The 20,645-nt window shown below is 54.9% G+C and carries 20 protein-coding genes; 10 read left to right on the top strand and 10 right to left on the bottom strand.

Annotated features, from left to right (window positions below):
- Positions 1-2: 2 nt before the first annotated feature.
- A complete protein-coding gene (locus ACOTZC_RS01255) occupies positions 3-560 on the bottom strand; it encodes a kinase inhibitor (protein ID WP_163353657.1) in 558 nt (185 codons plus the stop codon).
- Between the two features lie 173 nt (positions 561-733).
- Between ACOTZC_RS01255 and rlmI the strand changes: the two genes are divergently transcribed.
- On the top strand, positions 734-1,924 hold the full coding sequence (rlmI, locus tag ACOTZC_RS01250) for a 23S rRNA (cytosine(1962)-C(5))-methyltransferase RlmI (protein WP_163353656.1): 1,191 nt from the start codon (positions 734-736) through the stop codon (positions 1,922-1,924).
- Positions 1,925-1,984: 60 nt separating this feature from the next.
- Entirely contained in the window at positions 1,985-2,302 is a 318-nt protein-coding gene (gene hspQ / locus ACOTZC_RS01245) for a heat shock protein HspQ (RefSeq protein ID WP_008499919.1), read from the top strand.
- Between the two features lie 35 nt (positions 2,303-2,337).
- On the opposite strand, the gene ACOTZC_RS01240 is transcribed toward hspQ, so the two are convergent.
- Positions 2,338-2,751: a CoA-binding protein gene (locus ACOTZC_RS01240; protein WP_023311036.1), complete on the bottom strand. Its 414-nt coding sequence runs from the start codon at positions 2,749-2,751 to the stop codon at positions 2,338-2,340.
- A gap of 173 nt (positions 2,752-2,924) precedes the next feature.
- On the opposite strand from ACOTZC_RS01240, the gene csgI reads away from it, so the two are divergent.
- Both csgI and mgsA read left to right on the top strand, forming a co-directional pair.
- Entirely contained in the window at positions 2,925-3,587 is a 663-nt protein-coding gene (gene csgI / locus ACOTZC_RS01235; RefSeq protein WP_023311035.1) for a curli synthesis inhibitor, read from the top strand.
- A gap of 80 nt (positions 3,588-3,667) precedes the next feature.
- Positions 3,668-4,126: a methylglyoxal synthase gene (mgsA, locus tag ACOTZC_RS01230; RefSeq protein WP_023311034.1), complete on the top strand. Its 459-nt coding sequence runs from the start codon at positions 3,668-3,670 to the stop codon at positions 4,124-4,126.
- Positions 4,127-4,184: 58 nt separating this feature from the next.
- On the opposite strand, the gene helD is transcribed toward mgsA, so the two are convergent.
- Positions 4,185-6,239 carry a DNA helicase IV gene (gene helD / locus ACOTZC_RS01225; RefSeq protein ID WP_045401671.1) on the bottom strand — a complete coding sequence of 685 codons (2,055 nt, stop codon included), beginning with the start codon at positions 6,237-6,239 and terminating at the stop codon, positions 4,185-4,187.
- Between the two features lie 123 nt (positions 6,240-6,362).
- Between helD and ACOTZC_RS01220 the strand changes: the two genes are divergently transcribed.
- Both ACOTZC_RS01220 and yccS read left to right on the top strand, forming a co-directional pair.
- Positions 6,363-6,809, top strand: a complete 447-nt coding sequence (locus ACOTZC_RS01220; RefSeq protein WP_023311032.1) for a YccF domain-containing protein — start codon at positions 6,363-6,365, stop codon at positions 6,807-6,809.
- A 19-nt stretch (positions 6,810-6,828) separates the two neighbouring features.
- Complete coding sequence (gene yccS, locus ACOTZC_RS01215) at positions 6,829-8,991, top strand: YccS family putative transporter (protein WP_023311031.1); 2,163 nt, start codon at positions 6,829-6,831, stop codon at positions 8,989-8,991.
- Here the strand turns inward: yccS and ACOTZC_RS01210 are convergent.
- Positions 8,948-9,574 (bottom strand): TfoX/Sxy family DNA transformation protein, encoded by a 627-nt coding sequence (locus tag ACOTZC_RS01210; RefSeq protein ID WP_023311030.1) that lies wholly within the window; start codon positions 9,572-9,574, stop codon positions 8,948-8,950. The genes yccS and ACOTZC_RS01210 overlap by 44 nt on opposite strands.
- Before the next feature lie 217 nt (positions 9,575-9,791).
- Between ACOTZC_RS01210 and sulA the strand changes: the two genes are divergently transcribed.
- Positions 9,792-10,301 carry an SOS-induced cell division inhibitor SulA gene (gene sulA, locus ACOTZC_RS01205; RefSeq protein WP_032668147.1) on the top strand — a complete coding sequence of 170 codons (510 nt, stop codon included), beginning with the start codon at positions 9,792-9,794 and terminating at the stop codon, positions 10,299-10,301.
- A gap of 354 nt (positions 10,302-10,655) precedes the next feature.
- Complete coding sequence (ompA, locus tag ACOTZC_RS01200) at positions 10,656-11,711, top strand: porin OmpA (protein WP_023311028.1); 1,056 nt, start codon at positions 10,656-10,658, stop codon at positions 11,709-11,711.
- Positions 11,712-11,774: 63 nt separating this feature from the next.
- Here the strand turns inward: ompA and matP are convergent, their stop codons facing one another.
- The gene (gene matP / locus ACOTZC_RS01195) at positions 11,775-12,227 is read right to left on the bottom strand and encodes a macrodomain Ter protein MatP (RefSeq protein ID WP_008499929.1); all 453 of its coding nucleotides are present in this window, start codon (positions 12,225-12,227) and stop codon (positions 11,775-11,777) included.
- Positions 12,228-12,413: 186 nt separating this feature from the next.
- On the opposite strand from matP, the gene ACOTZC_RS01190 reads away from it, so the two are divergent.
- Positions 12,414-14,174, top strand: a complete 1,761-nt coding sequence (locus ACOTZC_RS01190) for an AAA family ATPase (RefSeq protein WP_421635554.1) — start codon at positions 12,414-12,416, stop codon at positions 14,172-14,174.
- Positions 14,175-14,242: 68 nt separating this feature from the next.
- Entirely contained in the window at positions 14,243-14,761 is a 519-nt protein-coding gene (gene fabA / locus ACOTZC_RS01185) for a 3-hydroxyacyl-[acyl-carrier-protein] dehydratase FabA (RefSeq protein ID WP_008499931.1), read from the top strand.
- A gap of 71 nt (positions 14,762-14,832) precedes the next feature.
- On the opposite strand, the gene rmf is transcribed toward fabA, so the two are convergent.
- The 5 genes from rmf to ACOTZC_RS01160 all read right to left on the bottom strand — a co-directional run bounded on the left by rmf (position 14,833) and on the right by ACOTZC_RS01160 (position 20,639).
- Positions 14,833-15,000, bottom strand: coding sequence for a ribosome modulation factor (gene rmf / locus ACOTZC_RS01180; RefSeq protein ID WP_013097261.1), 168 nt, complete (start codon positions 14,998-15,000; stop codon positions 14,833-14,835).
- Positions 15,001-15,256: 256 nt separating this feature from the next.
- The gene (gene pqiC / locus ACOTZC_RS01175; protein WP_023311026.1) at positions 15,257-15,823 is read right to left on the bottom strand and encodes a membrane integrity-associated transporter subunit PqiC; all 567 of its coding nucleotides are present in this window, start codon (positions 15,821-15,823) and stop codon (positions 15,257-15,259) included.
- Positions 15,820-17,460, bottom strand: coding sequence for an intermembrane transport protein PqiB (pqiB, locus tag ACOTZC_RS01170; protein WP_421635553.1), 1,641 nt, complete (start codon positions 17,458-17,460; stop codon positions 15,820-15,822). The genes pqiC and pqiB overlap by 4 nt, the downstream gene beginning before the upstream one ends.
- Positions 17,461-17,464: 4 nt before the next feature.
- Entirely contained in the window at positions 17,465-18,718 is a 1,254-nt protein-coding gene (pqiA, locus tag ACOTZC_RS01165) for a membrane integrity-associated transporter subunit PqiA (RefSeq protein ID WP_047174505.1), read from the bottom strand.
- A gap of 13 nt (positions 18,719-18,731) precedes the next feature.
- A complete protein-coding gene (locus ACOTZC_RS01160; RefSeq protein ID WP_045401660.1) occupies positions 18,732-20,639 on the bottom strand; it encodes an ABC transporter ATP-binding protein in 1,908 nt (635 codons plus the stop codon).
- Positions 20,640-20,645 lie beyond the last annotated feature (6 nt).

Here is a 20,645-nt window from a genome sequence, read left to right as displayed (position 1 = left end):
CCTTATCTGCTGTAGGTTGCTGTTAACTGAGCCTTTGCCAGAACGTGACTATTGAGCATAAAACCGACCAGCGCACCGCTGGCATTGTTGTCGACGGGCAGTTTATCCACGTTCAGGGCCCAGACGGTAATCTGATAGCGATGAGGCTTGTCCCCTTCGGGTGGACATGCGCCGCCGAATCCAGAATAGCCGAAATCATTACGCCCCTGCACAACGCCGGCAGGTAATTTCTCGCCGTTCGGGTTACCGGCATCCGCGGGCAGCGTCATTGTCTTCGCCGGGATATTGGCTACGGTCCAGTGCCACCAGCCGCTGCCGGTGGGCGCATCCGGGTCATATACCGTAACGGCAAAACTTTTCGTACCGGCGGGCGGTTTTTTCCACGCCAGCTGTGGAGAAATATTCCCACCGTGGCAGCCAAATCCTTCAAATACCTGCTGTTGCGCCAGCCGCTTTTCGCCGGAAATATCCCGGCTGGTGACGCCGAAAGGCGTTGTTGCTAAAACCTGAAAACTCATCGCCGCCAGAGCGGTTATTGCTATCACACTGCGCTTTTTCATGGGTGCTCCCTCTGCTGTACCGGAAGCCCCACTCTAAACCCAGCGGCAATATCGTAATGTGCCTAAGCGATTTGATTTTGTGCCGAAACGCTCAACGGCATCCGCAGATGATTGCGCCTTGCTGAATGTGGTAATCTACGCGCCATTTCCTGAAATCGACAGAACAGCAAATTATGAGTGTACGTTTAGTGTTAGCCAAAGGGCGCGAGAAATCATTACTGCGCCATCATCCCTGGGTCTTTTCCGGCGCGGTTGCCCGTATGGAAGGCAAAGCCAGCCTCGGTGAAACCATTGATATCGTTGACCATCAGGGGAAATGGTTAGCGCGCGGCGCCTACTCGCCAGCGTCCCAGATCCGTGCTCGCGTCTGGACGTTTGATAAAGATGAAACCATCGACATCGACTTCTTCGTTCGCCGCCTGCAGCAGGCGCAGCAGTGGCGCGACTGGCTGGCAAAACGTGACGGGCTGGACAGCTACCGCCTGATCGCCGGTGAGTCCGACGGCCTGCCGGGCGTGACCATCGATCGCTTCGGTGACTTCCTGGTACTGCAGCTCCTGAGCGCCGGAGCGGAATACCAGCGTGCCGCGCTGATCGGCGCGCTACAAACGCTGTTCCCGCAGTGTGCCATTTATGACCGCAGCGATGTGGCGGTGCGCAAAAAAGAAGGCATGGAGCTGACTCAGGGGCCCGTAACGGGCGAACTGCCACCGGCCCTGCTGCCGATTGAAGAGCACGGCATGAAGCTGCTGGTGGATATTCAGGGCGGGCACAAAACGGGTTACTACCTCGACCAGCGCGACAGCCGTCTGGCTACGCGTCAGTATGTTGCCGACAAACGCGTGCTGAACTGCTTCTCCTATACCGGCGGTTTTGCCGTTTCGGCGCTGATGGGCGGCTGTGCTCAGGTGGTCAGCGTGGACACCTCGCAGGAAGCGCTGGACGTGGCAAAACAGAACGTCGAGCTCAACAAGCTGGATTTGAGCAAAGCGGAGTTTGTCCGCGATGACGTCTTCAAGCTGCTGCGTAAATATCGCGATCAGGGCGAGAAGTTCGACGTCATCGTGATGGATCCGCCAAAGTTTGTGGAAAACAAAAGCCAGCTGATGGGCGCGTGCCGTGGGTATAAAGATATCAACATGCTGGCTATCCAGCTTCTGAACCCGGGTGGGGTTCTGCTCACCTTCTCCTGCTCCGGCCTGATGACCACAGATTTATTTCAGAAAATCATCGCCGATGCCGCAATAGATGCTGGCCGTGATGTACAATTTATAGAGCAGTTCCGTCAGGCAGCCGATCACCCCGTGATTGCTACCTACCCGGAAGGACTGTATCTGAAAGGGTTTGCCTGTCGCGTCATGTAACTTGAAAAGAGAAATATTGCCCGCACATAACGTGTAAGTCGTATTTCCCGGGAGGTGACTATGATTGCCAGCAAATTCGGTATCGGCCAGCAGGTCCGCCACACTTTGCTAGGGTATTTGGGTGTGGTCGTGGATATCGACCCGGAGTATTCCCTTGATGAACCGTCAGCAGACGAGCTGGCGGTGAACGCAGAGCTTCGCGCCGCGCCCTGGTACCACGTGGTAATGGAAGGTGATGATGGACAACCCGTTCACACCTATCTGGCCGAAGCGCAGCTGAGTAGCGAGCTGCAGGAAGAGCATCCGGAGCAACCCACAATGGATGAACTTGCTCAGACTATCCGCAAACAGTTACAGGCCCCGCGCCTGCGGAACTAAGCGTGTAAAAAAAGCCCGATACGGGCTTTTTTTTATTACTTCGCCAGCCCCAGACGGGGGATGTCAATCGCGGGACAGCGGTCCATGACAACCTTCAACCCCGCATCCCGCGCCAGCACGGCGGCCTGCTCGTTAATCACACCAAGCTGCATCCACAGCGTTTTTGCCCCTACGGCGATAGCGTCCTGCGCCACTTCCCACGCCGCCTCGGAATTACGGAAGACATCGACCATATCAATTTTTTCCGGCACCTCAGCGAGCGTGGCATAACCCTGCTGGCCCAATAAGGTTTTCCCCGCCACTTTTGGCGAGACCGGGATAACGTGATAGCCCTGATCGAGAAGGTATTTCATCACCCGATAGCTTGGGCGATCGGGTTTATCGCTCGCGCCCACCAGCGCAATGGTACGCGTGGATGTCAGAATCTCGGCAATATCGTTCTCTTTCATGGTTTTTCTCCTGGCTTTTTTGAAAGTGTACGCCAAACCGCACATCTCAACCATCCATCCCATACAGATGCATGAGGGCAAAACGGTGAAATATGTCTATATGTTAGTAAACGTGATTATCGAAAAATTTAGATACATTAATGCGGCGACAGGATTTCTGACGGGAGCCTTCTATGAAAACCGGTATTGCCACTGCTCTGATTGCGTTAGTGATGCCGGTCTGCGTTTTTGCTACCACGCTCCGGCTCTCTACCGACATTGATCTCCTTGTACTGGACGGAAAAAAGGTCTCCAGCTCGTTATTGCGCGGTGCGGACAGTATCGAGTTAGATAACGGGCCGCATCAGCTGGTCTTCCGGGTAGAAAAGCCGATCGGTCTGGCTAATCACGAGCAACGGATGTACATCTCCCCGCCGCTGATCGTCAGCTTTAATACCCGGCAAATCAGTCAGGTGAATATCACCCTGCCTCGCCTTGAAACGGAGAAGGAATCTGCGGCCTTCGACGCGTCACCCCGCGTTGAACTGCTGGACGGGGATGCGATGCCGATTCCGGTGAAGCTGGATATTCTGGCGTTAACCACCTCACCGAAAGGCCCGGATTACGAGGCCGCGACCCAGACCTATAATAAAGCGGGGAAACGCGCCTCGCTTCCGCAGTTTGCCACCATGATGGCGGACGACAGTACGCTTTTATCCGGCGTCTCTGAACTGGACGTTATTCCTCCCCAGTCCCAGACCCTGACGGAACAGCGCCTTAAATTCTGGTTCCAGCAGGCCGATCCCGACACGCGGGCCCGATTTTTACAGTGGGCAAAACAACAACCTTCATCATAAGCCACATTTTTTACGCCTTTCTCTTGCAGCGTCAGACGGTTCCCGTCATCGTGTAGTCAGTTAACCTGATGGATATGATTATGGAATTGACAACACGCACGCTGCCTGAGCGCAAACACATTGCTCTTGTGGCGCACGATCACTGTAAACAAATGCTGCTTAACTGGGTTCGCCGCCATCAGTCTTCGCTGGAAAAGCACGCCCTGTCGGCGACCGGCACCACCGGTAACCTGATCCAGCGCGAAACGGGTCTGCAGGTGAATGCCATGCTGAGCGGTCCGATGGGCGGCGATCAGCAGGTCGGCGCGCAGATTTCCGAAGGGAAAATTGATGTGCTGATCTTCTTCTGGGACCCGCTGAACGCGGTTCCGCACGATCCGGATGTTAAAGCGCTGCTGCGCCTGGCGACGGTGTGGAATATTCCGGTGGCGACGAACCTGTCGACGGCGGATTTCATCATCGAATCACCGCAGTTTAACTCGCCGGTTGATATCCTTATTCCGGACTATCAGCGTTATCTTTCCGATAGACTGAAGTAGCTTTTTTGCCGGGTAGCGGCTACGCCTTACCCGGCCTGGAAAATCTTGCCTGACATCGTTATGGCTTACGCGCTACCGGCACATCAATACTCTTCAGGATATCGACAAACACGGATGGCTCCTCTTTATTGAACAGCAGCCACACGCGATGCCGCGCGCGGGTGATGGCCACATACAGCAAACGCCGCTCTTCGGCATCCGGGAAATCTTCCGGCACCGGCAGCAGGGCCTCTTCCATCACCGACTCGCGGGCCGGAGCCGGGAAACCGTCGCTCCCCTCTTTCAGCCCCACCACAATCACATAGTCAGCCTGCTGCCCTTTGCTGGCGTGAATGGTCATAAATTCAAGCTGCAGTTTCGGCCAGCGGGTGGCGGCTTTTTCCAGCGCCGCGGGCTTAAGGTGATGGTAGCGCGCCAGTACCAGAATACGTTCATCGGGCTTCGCGTAGCCGCTGAGCTTGTCCAGCAGCGGCTCCAGCTGGTCATCCGCCAGCAGGGTGACCGCTTTTTTATCCCCTGGGCGCAGGCTATTGAGCGGCTTGGCCAGCTGATGCGGGTTTTGCTGGATAAAGCGGTTGGCGATCTCACCAATGCGTGAATTGAAGCGGTAAGTGGTGTCCAGATCGCTACGATCCCCTTCGCCAAAATAGTGGTGGAACGCGGTCGTCAGGGAGAGCTGCGCCCCGCTGAAGCGATAGATGGCCTGCCAGTCGTCACCCACCGCAAACAGCGACGTATGTTTATTTTGCGCCCTTAGCGCCGAGAGCAGTGCAGCACGCTGCGGAGAGATGTCCTGGAACTCATCCACCAGAATGTGTTTCCACGGGCTGACAAAACGTCCCTTTTCAAGAATGATGATGGCCTGATGGATTAAACCGGAGAAATCGACGGCATTTTCCTCTTTCAGCGCGGTTTTCCAGGCTTTCAGCAGCGGAGCCATCAGCTTGACCCGTTTCGAAAACAGATCGCGGATCGCCTCCGGCGCGCTTTCAATCATCTCTGCCTGCGTTCCACCGTGCATTCGCATCAGGCTGACCCAGCGGTCAAGTCGCGAACCCAGACGACGCGCCAGTTGGTCATCCTGCCAGAAACTGCCCTCTGGCACCTCCCAGCCGAGCTCCTCCTCCAGCCACTGACGCCACCCTTTCGCCTGCGCTTTTTTCTCACTGCACTGCTGGCGCCACGTTTTGATGAACAGCGCCTGACGCGCCTGCGCGTCGTTTTCCAGCTTACTGATGGAAGGCACTTTTTTACTGCCCTGCTGAATAATATGCAGCGCAAGGGCATGGAAGGTTCTGGCCGTGATATCCCGGGTGTGCAGGCGCTCCTGGATACGTTCGTCCATCTCCCGGGCAGCCTTGCGGCCAAAGGCCAGAAGCAGTATTTGATCGGCTACCGCTTCTCCGGTCGTCAGCAGCCAGCCGGCACGCGCCACCAGCACCGACGTTTTACCGCTACCGGCCCCCGCCAGCACCAGCAGCGACTGCTCGCCGTTGACCACCGCGCGCGCCTGGGCCGGATTGAGCGGTGAAGATTCCACCGTACTGAAAAAGTCGGCGTATTGGGTGAGCATGGCGTCCGTCCACGCCTGATTATGAGCGAGACGGCTTTTACCCTTATCGTTCAGCCAGGCCTGACACTGGCGCCAGGCGTCGCGACAGTTGTCAAACTCGTCGAGACGCGTCACGGAGAGCGGCAGCGCCGAGAGTGCGTGTCGGATCTTTTGCTGCAGCCCGGCGGTCTGCTGACGGGTCAGCCACGCGTGTTGTGCGTTGCTCTGCGCGATATCGTCCAGCACCTGCTGCAGCACCTGGGCGGCAATTACGCTCATATCCTGGCTCCACTGCTGCCACAGCGCATTCAGGTGATGATGGAAACGCTGGGTTTCCGCCCACTCGGTGCCGTGAAGACGCACGACTTTATCGTCAGGCAGAACGAACTCCAGCTCGCCCCACACCAGCCCGCGTTTACAGTGGATAGCCAGAAGCTGGTTAAACGGAATAAGGTATTCGTGGCGTTCCCCGGAGACTTTCACCCCGGCATTAAGGAGAACCACCCTGTCGTAAGGGTGTTGCGCCAGGCGTTTGCCTAACGAGGTTGCTTTCAGTTCCATGTTCCGCCAAGTCCACGAAGAGATAATTTACCTGACAGTTTAACTGCCAGTTTTAAGGTGCTCCAGCCTAAAAAAACGTTACAATCATTGGGCGTTAATTTTATCGAAAGGAAGTGAGGGTTTATGCGTACCGTTCTGAATGTGTTGAATTTTGTGCTGGGCGGTTTTGCCACCACCCTTTCCTGGCTTTTTGCCACGCTGGTGAGCATCGTCCTGATTTTCACGCTTCCCCTGACCCGTTCCTGCTGGGAAATCACTAAACTCTCCTTAATCCCCTACGGGAATGAAGCCATCCACGTTGACGAGCTGAATCCGGAGAGCAAAAACGCCCTGATGAATACGGGCGGAACCCTGCTGAACATTCTGTGGCTGATTTTCTTCGGCTGGTGGCTGTGCATCATGCATATTTTTGCCGGTATTGCACAGTGCATCACGATTATTGGCATTCCGGTGGGGATCGCAAACTTTAAGATCGCCGCCATCGCCCTTTGGCCCGTCGGTCGCAGGGTTGTTCCGGTAGAAGTGGCCCAGGCGGCGCGTGAAGCAAACGCGCGTCGTCGTTTTCAGTAAATAAGGACCGGCCGCGTTTATGCTAAGCCCACTGCTTCGCCGTTATACCTGGAACAGCACCTGGCTCTACAACGTCAGGATATTTATCGCGCTTTGCGGCACGGCTGCCCTGCCCTGGTGGCTGAATGATGTCAAACTCACCATTCCGCTCACGCTGGGGGTGGTGGCCGGGGCGCTGGCGGACCTGGACGATCGTCTGGCCGGGCGTTTACGTAACCTGGTCATTACGCTCGTCTGCTTTTTCATTGCTTCAGCGTCCGTTGAGCTGCTTTTCCCGTGGCCCTGGCTGTTTGCCCTGGGCCTTACGCTCTCAACCAGCGGGTTTATTTTGCTGGGCGGCCTCGGGCAACGCTATGCCACCATCGCGTTTGGTGCATTGCTGATCGCCATCTACACCATGCTGGGCGTTTCCCTGTATGACCAGTGGTACCAGCAGCCGGTTCTCCTGATGCTGGGCGCCATCTGGTATAATCTGCTGACGCTAACCGGTCATCTGATCTTCCCGGTTCGCCCGCTGCAGGATAACCTTGCCCGCAGCTTTGAGCAGTTAGCCCACTATCTGGAACTGAAATCCCGGCTGTTCGACCCGGATATCGAGGAAGAAAGCCAGGCTCCGCTCTACGATCTGGCGCTGGCAAACGGCCAGCTGGTCGCCACCCTTAACCAGACAAAAGCCTCTCTGCTTACCCGTCTGCGCGGCGATCGCGGCCAGCGCGGAACCCGAAGGACCTTACACTACTATTTTGCCGCCCAGGATATTCATGAACGCGCCAGCTCCTCGCACGTTCAGTATGCTGCCCTGCGCGAGAAGTTCCGCTACAGCGACGTGATGTTCCGCTTCCAGCGCCTGCTGTCCATGCAGTCCCAGGCGTGTCAGCAGCTCTCGCGGTCTATTCTGCTGCGCACGCCCTATCAGCATGACCCCCGCTTTGAACGCGTATTCAGCCATCTTGATGCGGCGCTCGACCGCGTTCAGGCCAGCGGAACGTCACAGGAGCACATCAAAGCGCTGGGCTTTCTGCTTAACAACCTGCGGGCGATTGATGCTCAGCTGGCAACCATTGAGTCCGAACAGGCGATGGCGCTGCCGGGCAGTGAGGTGGAAAATCAGCTTGCTGATGACAGCGTGCACAGCGTTAGCGATATGTGGCTGCGGCTGAGCCGCAACTTTACGCCTGAGTCGGCACTCTTTCGCCACGCGGTAAGAATGTCGCTGGTGCTGTGCGTTGGGTATGCCTTTATCCAGATAACCGGGCTGCACCACGGCTACTGGATCCTGCTGACCAGCCTGTTCGTCTGCCAGCCGAACTATAACGCCACCCGACACCGTCTTGCGCTGCGTATTATCGGCACGCTGGTCGGCGTCGCGATTGGCCTTCCGGTGCTCTATTTTGTGCCCTCCGTTGAAGGTCAACTGATCCTGATTGTGATCACCGGCGTGCTGTTCTTCGCGTTTCGCAACGTGCAGTACGCCCACGCCACCATGTTCATTACGCTGCTGGTGCTGCTCTGCTTTAACCTGCTGGGTGAAGGGTTTGAAGTTGCCCTGCCCCGCGTGATCGATACCCTGATTGGCTGTGCGATTGCCTGGGCCGCGGTCAGCTTTATCTGGCCGGACTGGCGTTTCCGCAATTTGCCGCGCGTAGTGGACAGGGCGATGAACGCCAACTGTCGATACCTTGACGCAATCCTGGAGCAGTACCACCAGGGGCGTGATAACCGCCTGGCTTATCGGATAGCCCGTCGCGACGCGCATAACAGTGACGCAGAACTGGCCTCCGTTGTCTCTAACATGTCAACGGAGCCTCGGGCCACGGCGGAGATCCGTGAGACTGCGTTCCGCCTGCTCTGCCTGAACCATACGTTCACCAGCTATATTTCGACGCTCGGTGCCCACCGTGAGAAACTCACCAACCCGGGCATTCTCAACCTGCTCGATGATGCCGTCTGTTATGTCGATGACGCACTTCATCACCGACCGGCCGATGAGCCGCGCGTTCAACAGGCGCTGGATGAACTGGCTCAACGCATTGCGCATCTTGACCCTGGAAACGACAGCAAAGCGCCGCTGGTACTTCAGCAGATAGGCCTGCTTATCGCTCTGCTGCCTGAAATTTGCCGGCTGCAACAGCAAATCGCTACCTGGAGGAGTGATTCTCCTGTGGCTCAGGCAGCGCATTAAACCACTCCGTTAGCTCCCGGCGAATGCCTGCCGGGAGTGCCGCCTCATGCAGCCCCTCGATAGCCCCTTCCAGCGCGAAGAGAACTTTAATACTGAGCGCTTTGTTTTTTGCCCGCATCTTTAGCCAGCTCGCTCTTGCACCCAGCGCCCGCAGCGTTTCCTCATTGGTGATGCCAGCTTCAAAGAGCAAGACTTCAAGCTGAAAGGTCAGGTTTGGCAGATCCTTAAGTCGGTTTCGTTGATGGCGCTGATAGCGTTCTTTTCTTGCCGCACTGAGCGCAAACGAGGAGAGCTGAAGCAACCGCTCCCTGTCCTGCCATAATCCATCATCCACACGATAATAGTTGAGCAGCACCGGGCGGCCTCGCTTCATCAACGTTAAAAAAGAGGAGGCATTTTTTACACAGTATTTCGCACTCTCCTCACAGGCGCGAAGATAAAGCTCTCCGTCTGACACCATGGCAAAAACCGCATCATCCACCGCCAGGGTATAGCCTCCAAACAGCGCGCGATGATGAATCTCGCCCAACGGGGAGAGGTATTCCTGGGATTTATAAATCCGTTCATAAGATATCTTTTTCATGATATTTCCCTTCAAAATCATAAAGTAACAACGAAATTTCCTACTAGCGGATCCGTTAGCAGGAAAATAGGCAACTTATCGCCGATGAGCAAGATGATTTTTCGAGGGACATCAACATTGAATGAATTTTGCGAGTCGCTTTCCGAAAATGAGGTTGATCTTTATGCATACAGGGGTTACTGTATATCCATACAGTAACTACAGGGCTGGAATGAATATGCACACTTCAGGCTATGCGAATCGCTCAACCTCTCTCTCTTCTACCGCAGGCAATGTCGCGCAGAATTCCGTCGAGCGTGTTTCCACGGGGCTTATCAGTGAAGTGGTTTATCGTGAAGACCAGCCCCTGTTGACGCAACTTCTGTTGTTGCCGTTATTACAACAGCTTGGTCAGCAATCGCGCTGGCAGCTTTGGCTCACGCCTCAGCAAAAACTGAGCCGTGAGTGGGTTCAGTCCGCAGGCCTTCCGCTTACCAAGGTCATGCAGATTAATCAGCTCCCGCCGTGCGATACCGTAGAATCGATGATCCGCGCCTTACGCACCGGAAATTACAGCGTGGTGATTGGATGGTTACCGGAAGAACTGACGGAAGAGGAGCATTACCGTCTGACTGAAGCAGCCGAAGAAGGGAATGCGATCGGGTTCATTATGCGTCCGGTTCGATCGGATTCTTACCGCAGAGGACAACTTTCTGGGCTAAAAATTCACTCAAATTTGTATCATTGAGTGAAATTAAGATTTTTCCTGGAATTTTTTTTGACCTCAAGATGGCATTAAAGTTCCCGGTCACAAAATTGCGGCAAGGCTTGTCTGGTGCGGTTCTCCTTAATTTTATTGCACAAAATTCGTTCGAAAAATGTTAAATAATCGGTATACGGAACTTTTTTTTTCATATGCCTGACGGACTTCACACTTGTAAGTTTTCAGCTACGTTGTAGACTTTACATCGCCAGGGGTGCTCGGCCTAAGCCGAAGATATCGGTAGATTTATATTTGACCACGCCCCCCGGTGAAGGATTTAACCGTGATTCTCTCCTGAGACTTTCATGGCGAATTTTGGATGATAACGAGGCGCAAAAAATGAAAAAGACAGCTATCGCGATTGCAGTGGCACTGGCTGGCTTCGCTACCGTAGCGCAGGCCGCTCCGAAAGATAATACCTGGTATGCAGGTGGTAAACTGGGCTGGTCTCAGTTCCATGACACCGGCTGGTACAACAGCAGCCTGAACAATGATGGCCCAACTCACGAGAGCCAGCTTGGTGCAGGTGCGTTCGGTGGCTATCAGGTTAACCCGTATGTTGGTTTTGAAATGGGTTACGACTGGTTAGGTCGTATGCCATACAAAGGCGACACCATCAACGGCGCTTTCAAAGCACAGGGCGTTCAGCTGACCGCTAAACTGGGCTACCCAATCACTGACGATCTGGACGTGTACACCCGTCTGGGCGGCATGGTATGGCGCGCAGATTCCAGCAACAACATCTCTGGTGACAACCATGACACCGGTGTTTCCCCAGTATTCGCTGGTGGCGTTGAGTGGGCTATGACCCGTGACATCGCTACCCGTCTGGAATACCAGTGGGTTAACAACATCGGCGACGGCAACACCGTTGGTGTTCGTCCAGACAACGGCATGCTGAGCGTAGGTGTTTCCTACCGTTTCGGTCAGCAGGAAGAAGCAGCACCAGTTGTTGCTCCAGCGCCGGCTCCAGCTCCAGAAGTACAGACCAAGCACTTCACTCTGAAGTCTGACGTTCTGTTCAACTTCAACAAAGCGACTCTGAAACCAGAAGGCCAGCAGGCACTGGATCAGCTGTACACCCAGCTGAGCAACCTGGATCCTAAAGACGGTTCCGTAGTGGTTCTGGGCTTCACCGACCGTATCGGTTCTGACGCTTACAACCAGAAACTGTCTGAGAAACGTGCTCAGTCTGTTGTTGATTACCTGATCTCTAAAGGTATCCCAGCTAACAAGATCTCCCCACGTGGTATGGGCGAATCTAACCCAGTTACTGGCAACACCTGTGACAACGTGAAAGCTCGCGCTGCACTGATCGACTGCCTGGCTCCAGATCGTCGCGTAGAGATCGAAGTTAAAGGCATCAAAGACGTTGTAACTCAGCCAGCGGCATAAGTTATCGTCTTATAAAAAAACCCCGCCATGCGGGGTTTTTTATTGTCTGAAGAAAAGAAAAATCTATTTTTTACCCAACAGAGCCTGAAGGTCGTTCTTCAGCGTCGACATCTGGTTGGCGTACTTCTCTTTATGTTCGGCATCCTCAATCAGCTGCACGATGGTTTCCGAAAGCGTTTTGCCCCGTCGTTGTGCCAGCCCAGCCAGGCGTTGCCAGACAACGAACTCCAGATCGATTGATTTTTTGCGAGTGTGCTGATGCTCAGCATTAAAATGCCGTTTGCGTCGGGCACGGATAGTTTGCTTCATCCGGTTCAACAGCGCAGGATTGATGTGTTTCTCAATCCAGCCGTTAACCTGTACCGGTTCATTTTCGAGGGTCAGCAAAATATCCACGGCTTCTTGCGCAGCGCTGGCTTCGATGTAGCAGGTGATCAGCTCCCCTTCACGGTGCTTTTTGACCAGGTACTTCCATTTCCAGCCGCTTTCGAGATTTTCCAGTTGTTGATATTTCATTGCGATCTCAGTGTTACCACGTAACTCTGTTCAGAATATCAGTTTTTTAGCAATCTGCTGAAAAGAAATCATATCCTGTGAGTGAATGCAGCCAATCGCCCTGTCGAAATCCCCAATCCTGCTTGGGTACAGCCCCCCGCTTACGGTATACTCCACGCTTTTACATCTGACTAAAAAACATCAACTTTGACCATTACGAAACTTGCATGGCGTGACCTTGTTCCGGATACCGAAAGTTACCAGGAACTGTTTGCACAGCCCGAACTCGCAAAAGAACACGAATTCATCCTTAGCGATACGCAGCCTCGTTTGCATTATGCGCTGGAGCAGGTGTTAAGCCCATGGGCAACAGCGCCCTTCATGCTGCTCAAGGCCCCGGAAGAAGCGGAATACCTGACGCTGCTCGGAGATGCCGTGCGCCAGTTGAAGCCGGAAGCGAACGCAGTTTTTGGCGGCCAGTATCGTATTGCGGGACATGATGTCACTTTCGAACCGGCGGCGCAGGCCGATGGCCGTTTTGCCGCTAAGGGCGAAGTGATTACCGCTAACTGGGTCGAGGCGGAACAACTCTTTGGTTGTCTGCGCCAGTTTAATGGCGAACTTTCGCTGCAGCCGGGGCTGGTACATCGCGCAAATGGCGGTGTTCTCATCATCTCACTGCGTACCCTGCTCTCGCAGCCGCTGCTGTGGATGCGTCTGAAAACTATCGTGCACCAGCATCGTTTCGACTGGGCCGGCTACGATGAGTCTCGTCCTTTGCCTGTCTCTGTTCCGTCTATGCCGCTGTCGCTGACCGTCGTGCTGACGGGCGACCGTGAATCGCTGGCGGACTTCCAGGAAATGGAGCCAGAACTCGCTGAGCAGGCGGTGTATAGCGAATACGAAGACAACACCCAGATTGCTGACGCCGACGATATGGCGCAGTGGTGCCAGTGGGTGATGGCCGTTGCTGAACGTTTTGCGCTGCCAACCCCTGCGGCTGACGCGTGGCCGGGCTTAATCCGCGAAGCGGTACGCTACACCGGTGACCAGGAAACGCTGCCGCTTTGCCCGCTCTGGATCGGCAAACAGCTGCGTGAAGTGGGTGTGATCAGCGGTAACGGGGCGTTCACCGGCGAACAGCTCACTCAGATGCTGGCTCAGCGTGAGTGGCGAGAAGGCTATCTTGCCGACCGTATGCAGGATGAAATTCTGCTGGAACAAATTCTGGTGGAAACCGAAGGCGAACGCGTCGGGCAGATCAACGCCCTGTCGGTGATTGAATTTCCCGGTCATCCGCGCGCATTCGGGGAACCGTCCCGTATCAGCTGCGTTGTGCACATTGGCGATGGCGAGTTCACCGATATCGAACGGAAAGCCGAGCTGGGCGGCAACATTCACGCGAAAGGCATGATGATCATGCAGGCGTTTTTGATGTCAGAGCTGCAGCTTGAGCAACAGATCCCCTTCTCCGCCTCGCTGACGTTTGAGCAGTCCTACAGCGAAGTGGATGGCGATAGCGCCTCTATGGCCGAGCTGTGCGCCTTAATCAGCGCCCTGGCGGAAGTGCCCATCAATCAGAACATCGCGATCACCGGTTCGGTGGATCAGTTCGGTCGTGCACAGCCAGTGGGAGGCCTCAACGAAAAAATTGAAGGCTTCTTCTCTATCTGTCAGCAGCGCGGTTTAAACGGCAAACAGGGTGTGATTATTCCTGCTCCCAACGCACGCCATTTGAGCCTCAGTCAGGATATTCTGGATGCGGTTGAGCAAGAGCAATTCGCCATCTGGGCCATCGAAGGGATTGAGGATGCTCTACCCTTACTGACAAATCTGGTTTGGGATGGCGAAGGGCAAACCACCCTGATGCAGACTATCCAGGAGCGCATAGCTCAGGCGACACAGCAGGATGCTCGTCATCGTTATCCATGGCCGTTACGCTGGCTGGGCTGGTTTAGTTCGAACTGATCGGACTTGTTCAGCGTACACGTGTTAGCTATCCTGCGTCCTTCACTAAAATAAGGCTTACTGAGAACATGGTAGATAAACGCGAATCCTATACAAAAGAAGATCTTCTTGCCTCTGGTCGCGGTGAACTGTTTGGCGCTAAAGGCCCACAGTTACCGGCCCCGAACATGCTGATGATGGACCGTGTCGTGAAAATGACCGAAACCGGCGGCAACTTCGATAAGGGTTACGTAGAAGCAGAACTCGATATCAACCCGGACCTGTGGTTCTTCGGTTGCCACTTTATTGGCGATCCGGTAATGCCTGGCTGTCTGGGCCTGGATGCCATGTGGCAGCTGGTTGGCTTCTATCTGGGCTGGCTGGGCGGCGAAGGTAAAGGCCGCGCGCTGGGCGTGGGCGAAGTAAAATTCACTGGCCAGGTTCTGCCTACGGCGAAGAAAGTGACCTATCGCATTCACTTCAAGCGCATCGTTAACCGCCGCCTGATTATGGGCCTGGCAGATGGCGAAGTGCTGGTCGACGGTCGTCTGATCTATAGCGCAAGCGACCTGAAAGTTGGCCTGTTCCAGGATACTTCAGCTTTCTGATCGTGCTTTTGGCACCCCCAGAAAGGCGAAACCTCCGCATTGCGGAGGTTTCTTTTTTGAAAGAGACGTTATCAGGCTATGAGTGCCCTGTCGCCGATGGCTTCTCGCCAGCCTCCAAGCCATTGTGACCTTTGATTTATCGTCTGATAAGGACACATTTCTTTAGAACGTCCAGCGATGCCGGCCTGATAACCACGTTGATGAGCCCGTTCCAGGCGATCTCGTTTCTGTCTCTTCATGCCTCGTTTCCCTCATTCTTTTGTCTGGTGGAAAGAAAACAGTGTCTGCACTAAATGCACAGGCACAGATAACGAATACCCCGAATTAGTCGCATCGTCAATGTTCAAAATTCATACGGGTGTCATATTTGTGAGCTAGCTGGAAGTTCATTTGTACAAAAATTGTGACGTGGCACAAGTAACAAACTGAACTGAAAACGAAAAAAAAACCGCAATCAGCGACAGGCCAACTGCGGTTTTTAATGATGAATTTTACTTATGGCAGCCGGGAAATTTCTCTCGCGATGCTGGCCGACTCCTGTGCCCAACCCTGAGCCAGGACTTTCACCATTTCGTCATAGCCATCTTTCTGCTGCTTCAGCTCCAGATGGAAAGGACGCTTAATCAGCTGCCCCTGATGGTTCAGCAACCACTCCCCGCTAATCACCACCGCACCGTCATAACGGCCGTGGAAGCCCGTTACCGTGACGTTAAGCGTATCCTGGTCGTTACCCAGCGGCTGCGACGCGACAACCCAGCCCGGAAGCTGACTGCCCAGATTGGCCACCAGCGTGTTGCGCAGCTGCTGATCCAGCGGACTGGCCCACAGGTTATTCGTCGCAATCACGTATTTAACGTCGCTGGTCTGATAGACCACCCCGTTTCCTGCCAGATAATCCGGCACGGCAACCTGCTCAACCCACAGCTGGCGGCTTCCCTGGCTGGCCGTGCTTTGCCCACCGCTGTGGGTAGCCACAGGCAGCTGATAGTAGCTTTTATTATCTACCCCTGAACTGCACGCCGTTAACAGCAGAGCACCAACCATCAATAGCCACTTTTTCATTCTTTTGCCCTCATCGGCTCAGGATCCTTTTTATCTTTCGCTTCGAACACCAGCGCGTTGCTCTTCTCGTTGAGCGTTTTCAGCACCGGCTGCAGTTCACGTAAGACCTGATCAAGACGCTGCATATCTGCCACCATCTTGTTGTAGGCCGCTGAACCCGGCTGGAAGCCCTGCATACTGCGGTTAAGCTCACGCAGCGTTTTCTGCATATCCTGCGGCAGCTGCTGCATGCTCTGGCTCGCCGTGATCTTGTTGATGTTATCCAGCGTGGTTTGCAGACGACGCATCGTTGCCTGGCTTTCGCTCAGTGAGTTCGTCGCCGCTTCAATCATCGGATTCAGCGGCAGATTGTTGATCTTATCCAGCGTCTCCATCAGGCGCTGTTGGATCTGAGCCAGACCGCTGCTCACCGTTGGGATGATCTTGTAGCCACCGAATTCACGAATACCGGTAATCGGCGGTGCTTTCGGGTAGAAGTCCATATCCACATACAGCGCGCCCGTCACCAGGTTACCCGTTTTCAGCGACCCGCGCAGACCACGGTTCATCAATTCGTTAATATGCGCCGCGATATCCTGGTTCTCGCCAATCTGGTTCAGCAGACGCTCCGGCTCGATACGGATCAGCACCGGAATACGATAATCATCGTCCAGCATCTGGCTCAGGCCCGGGACAAAGAACGGAACTTGTCCAACCGTACCAAGACGAATACCGCGAAACTCAACGGGTGCGCCCGGCTGCAGACCGCGGACGGAGTCTTTAAAGAACATCAGGAAGTCGATGTGATCGGTATAAAGCGCGTCCTGAATGCTTCGCTGATCGTCAAAGAGTCTGAACGCCGTTTTCTCGGCAACCGGCTGCCCGAGGTCCTGCCCTTCCGGAACATCAAAGCTCACCCCGCCGCCAAACAGCGTGGTTAATGATCCCATTTCTACGCGCATCCCCGCCGACGTAAGATCGACCGCGATCCCGCTGTCCTTCCAGAAACGAACGTTGCTGGTCACCAGACGATCGTTTGGCGCATTGATGAAAAGCTGATAGCTAATGGTACGCTTTTGCGCATCGAAGGTGCTGGTTTCAACGGAACCGACGCGGTAGCCGCGGAACAGTACCGGGTCACCCGCCGTGAGCTGACCCGCTTTTTTGCTGTCGAGGATCACGCGGATACCCTTGGCATCAGGCGGCGCAAGCGGCGGTGAATCCAGAAGCTGGTATTTTCCCGGCTGGCTACCCTTCGTGCCGGGCTGCAGTTCAATATAGGCCCCGGAGAGCAGCGTCCCTAAGCCGCTGATCCCTTCACGTCCCACCTGCGGTTTAACGACCCAGAAAACGGAATCGCCATGCAGCAGTTTTTCCATGCCGGCATTAAGGCGCGCCTTAATTTCCACATGGGTTAAATCGTCGGTCAGGGTTGCGCTTTCGACCACGCCCACGTCCACGCTACGGCTTTTGATGGTCGTTTTACCGCCCTCAATCCCCTCGGCATTGGTGGTTATCAGCGTGACTTCCGGTCCCTGATGGCTGTAATGATAAAACAGGATCCATGCACCGATCAGCGCGGTCACGATGGGAAAAATCCACACCGGCGACCAGTTTTTGACCTTCTGCACTTTCGCCTCTCCACTCTTATTTTCCATGCTCTTACTCTTCCTCATGGCTTGATTCAGGCTCACGATCCCACGATAAACGAGGGTCGAAGGTCATGGCCGCAAACATGGTCATAATCACGACCAGTGCAAACATTAAAGCCCCCATCGCGGGATAAATACTCATCAAACCGCCCATCCGCACCAGTGCAGAGAGAACGGCGATGACAAACACGTCAATCATTGACCAGCGTCCGACAAACTCGACCACTTCATAAATCAGGTGCATGCGTTCGCTGTCGCGTTTTCCATGCCCCTTCGCATCCCAGCAGAGCCAGGCGATGGCGATCATTTTTAAGGTTGGCACCATAATACTGGCGATAAAGATCACGCCGGCGACAGGATAGGAACCTTCTCCCCACAGCAGGATCACCCCGGCCAGGATCGTCGAGGGCATTTTGTCGCCGAGCAAATCGGTGATCATGATCGGTAGAATATTGGCAGGCAGATACAGCATGACGGAGGTGACCAGCAGCGCCATCGTCCACTGCAGGCTATTTTTACGGCGTACGTGACCTTTCGTTTCGCAGCGCGGACAAACGTCGAGATCGGCGGGCAGCACGGCGGTGCAGCATGGGCAGGAACGCAGCCCCTGGCGAATGCCGGGCACGCCGACTTTTACCGTCTGCGCAAGCGTCGGTGCCGGGGCGATATCATCCCACGCCCAGCGCCTGTCCACGCACTGGAAGGCGCGCAGCTGCAGGACACAGTACAGGCACCACGGAATAAAGCTGCTGCCGATCCCCACATCACCGTACGCCATGAGCTTCACGAAACTGACCAGAATGCCCGCCAGAAAGATCTCGGCCATACCCCAGCTTTTGAGCTGAAATAGGATACGCGCGAGCCGGATTTTCAGTGATGAGGGCATCCTGACGCGGTTGACCAGCAAAAGGATAACGACCAGGCAAAAAGCCGGGACTATCTGGACAAACAGGAGAAAAAAGGTGCCGAGGCTGGCGTAATCTTCCGAGAACATCACGCCCGGGATTTCAAGCAGATCCACCTGGCTGGTTATCCCTCCCACCTTCATATAGATGAAGGGGAAGAGATTAGAGAGCAGCAGCATGAACAATGCTGCCAGAGCGTAAGCAGTGGGACGCTGCCGCGGCGCGTCCCACTCGGTTGTCAACGTTGCGCCGCAACGTGGACACAGGGCTTTATGTCCGTGACCAAGCTCTGGCAACGCCACGAGCATATCGCATTGCGAGCATAAAATATGCCTGTCGGCATGGTGCTGGTCACACATATGTTATCCCTGTTTATGCGCCGTTTTTCAGAGACTCAAGGTACTCCCAGCGCTCAAATGCTTCTTCCAGGGCTTTTTCAGCCGCGGACAGTTCTGACAGTACTTTCTGAGTATAGTCGTGCGGCTGCGTAAAGAATGACGCATCAGCGACCTGCATCTGCAACGTTTCCAGAGCTGCCTCCAGCTCTTCAAGACGCTGAGGCAGCCCCTCAAGTTCGCGCTGCAGGTTATAACTCATTTTAGCAGGAGATTTTTTAACAGTTTCTGCTTTTGTTACAGCAGGTTCCGGTACATTTCTGGATTTAGCCTGTTTCTGCGCCAGAGACTGCGATTGCTGCCCTTTTGCATCGTGATAACCGCCTACGTATTGTCCAATTCGCCCTTCACCTTCGAAGATCCAGCACTCGGTTACGGTGTTATCCACGAACTGACGATCGTGGCTGACCAGCATTACGGTCCCCTGATAACCGTCAATCAGTTCTTCGAGTAATTCCAGCGTTTCGACATCAAGGTCGTTCGTTGGTTCATCGAGAATCAACAGGTTACTTGGTTTCAGGAACAGACGTGCCAGCAGCAGACGATTACGCTCTCCGCCAGATAACGCACGGACTGGGGTCATCGCACGTTTCGGATGGAACAGGAAGTCCTGCAGATAGCCCAGCACGTGGCGCGGCTTGCCGTTTACCATTACCTCTTGCTTGCCTTCGGCGAGGTTATCCATCACCGTGCGGTCCGGATCCAGCTCCGCGCGGTGCTGGTCGAAGTAGGCCACTTCCAGCTTAGTCCCACAGTGAATGCGGCCGCTGTTGGCCTGCAGCTGGCCCAGCATCAGCTTCAGCAGCGTGGTTTTACCGCAGCCGTTCGGGCCGATAAGCGCAATTTTGTCACCGCGCTGAACCTGGGCGGAGAAATCTTTCACCAGCACTTTGCCATCAACCTGATAGTTGACGTTTTCCATTTCGAAGACAATTTTGCCGGAACGGGACGCTTCTTCCACCTGCATTTTGGCGCTGCCCATCACTTCACGGCGTTCGCTGCGCTCACGGCGCATTGCCTTCAGAGCGCGCACGCGGCCTTCGTTACGGGTACGGCGGGCCTTGATGCCCTGGCGGATCCACACCTCTTCCTGCGCCAGCTTGCGGTCGAACTCCGCATTCTGCAGCTCTTCCACGCGCAGGTTTTCTTCTTTCTCAAGCAGATAGGTGTCGTAATCACCAGGATAGGTGACCAGCTTGCCGCGGTCGAGATCGACAATACGCGTTGCCATGTTGCGAATAAACGAACGGTCGTGCGAGATAAAGATGATGGTGCCGCTGAAGGTTTTCAGGAAGCCTTCCAGCCAGTCAATCGCTTCGATATCCAGGTGGTTCGTCGGTTCGTCCAGCAGCAGCACCTTCGGCCCGCTGACCAGCGCGCGGCCCAGGGCCGCTTTACGCAGCCAGCCGCCGGAGAGCGCCGACAGCTCCATGTCCGCTTCCAGACCAAGCTGGGCCAGAACCTCGTTAATGCGGTTTTCAAGCTGCCACAGACCGTGATGATCGAGCATCTCCTGCACTTTCGCCAGTTCGTTGAGGTTCTTGTCGCTCGGATCGGTCATCACCAGATGCGAAATCTCGTGATAGCGCTTCAGGTATTCGGCCTGCTCAGAGATCCCTTCCGCCACGAAATCGTAAACGCTGCCGGTCACGTGACGCGGCGGGTCCTGCTGGAGGCGGGAGACGATCAGATCCTGCTCGTAAACGATGCGGCCGTCATCCAACCCCTGTTCGCGATTGAGAATTTTCATCAGCGTGGATTTACCCGCGCCGTTACGGCCCACCAGACAGACGCGCTCGTTATCTTCGATATGCAGCTCTGCATTATCGAGAAGCGGCGAGTCGCTGAAAGAGAGCCACGCGCCGTGCATACTAATTAAAGACATTTATTT

Source organism: Enterobacter cloacae complex sp. SHL009 (assembly GCF_049237205.1).
In the GTDB taxonomy this organism is placed as follows: domain Bacteria; phylum Pseudomonadota; class Gammaproteobacteria; order Enterobacterales; family Enterobacteriaceae; genus Enterobacter; species Enterobacter cloacae_M.
Note: the sequence above shows the minus strand (reverse complement) of the source record. Positions and strands in the feature narration are given on the sequence as shown.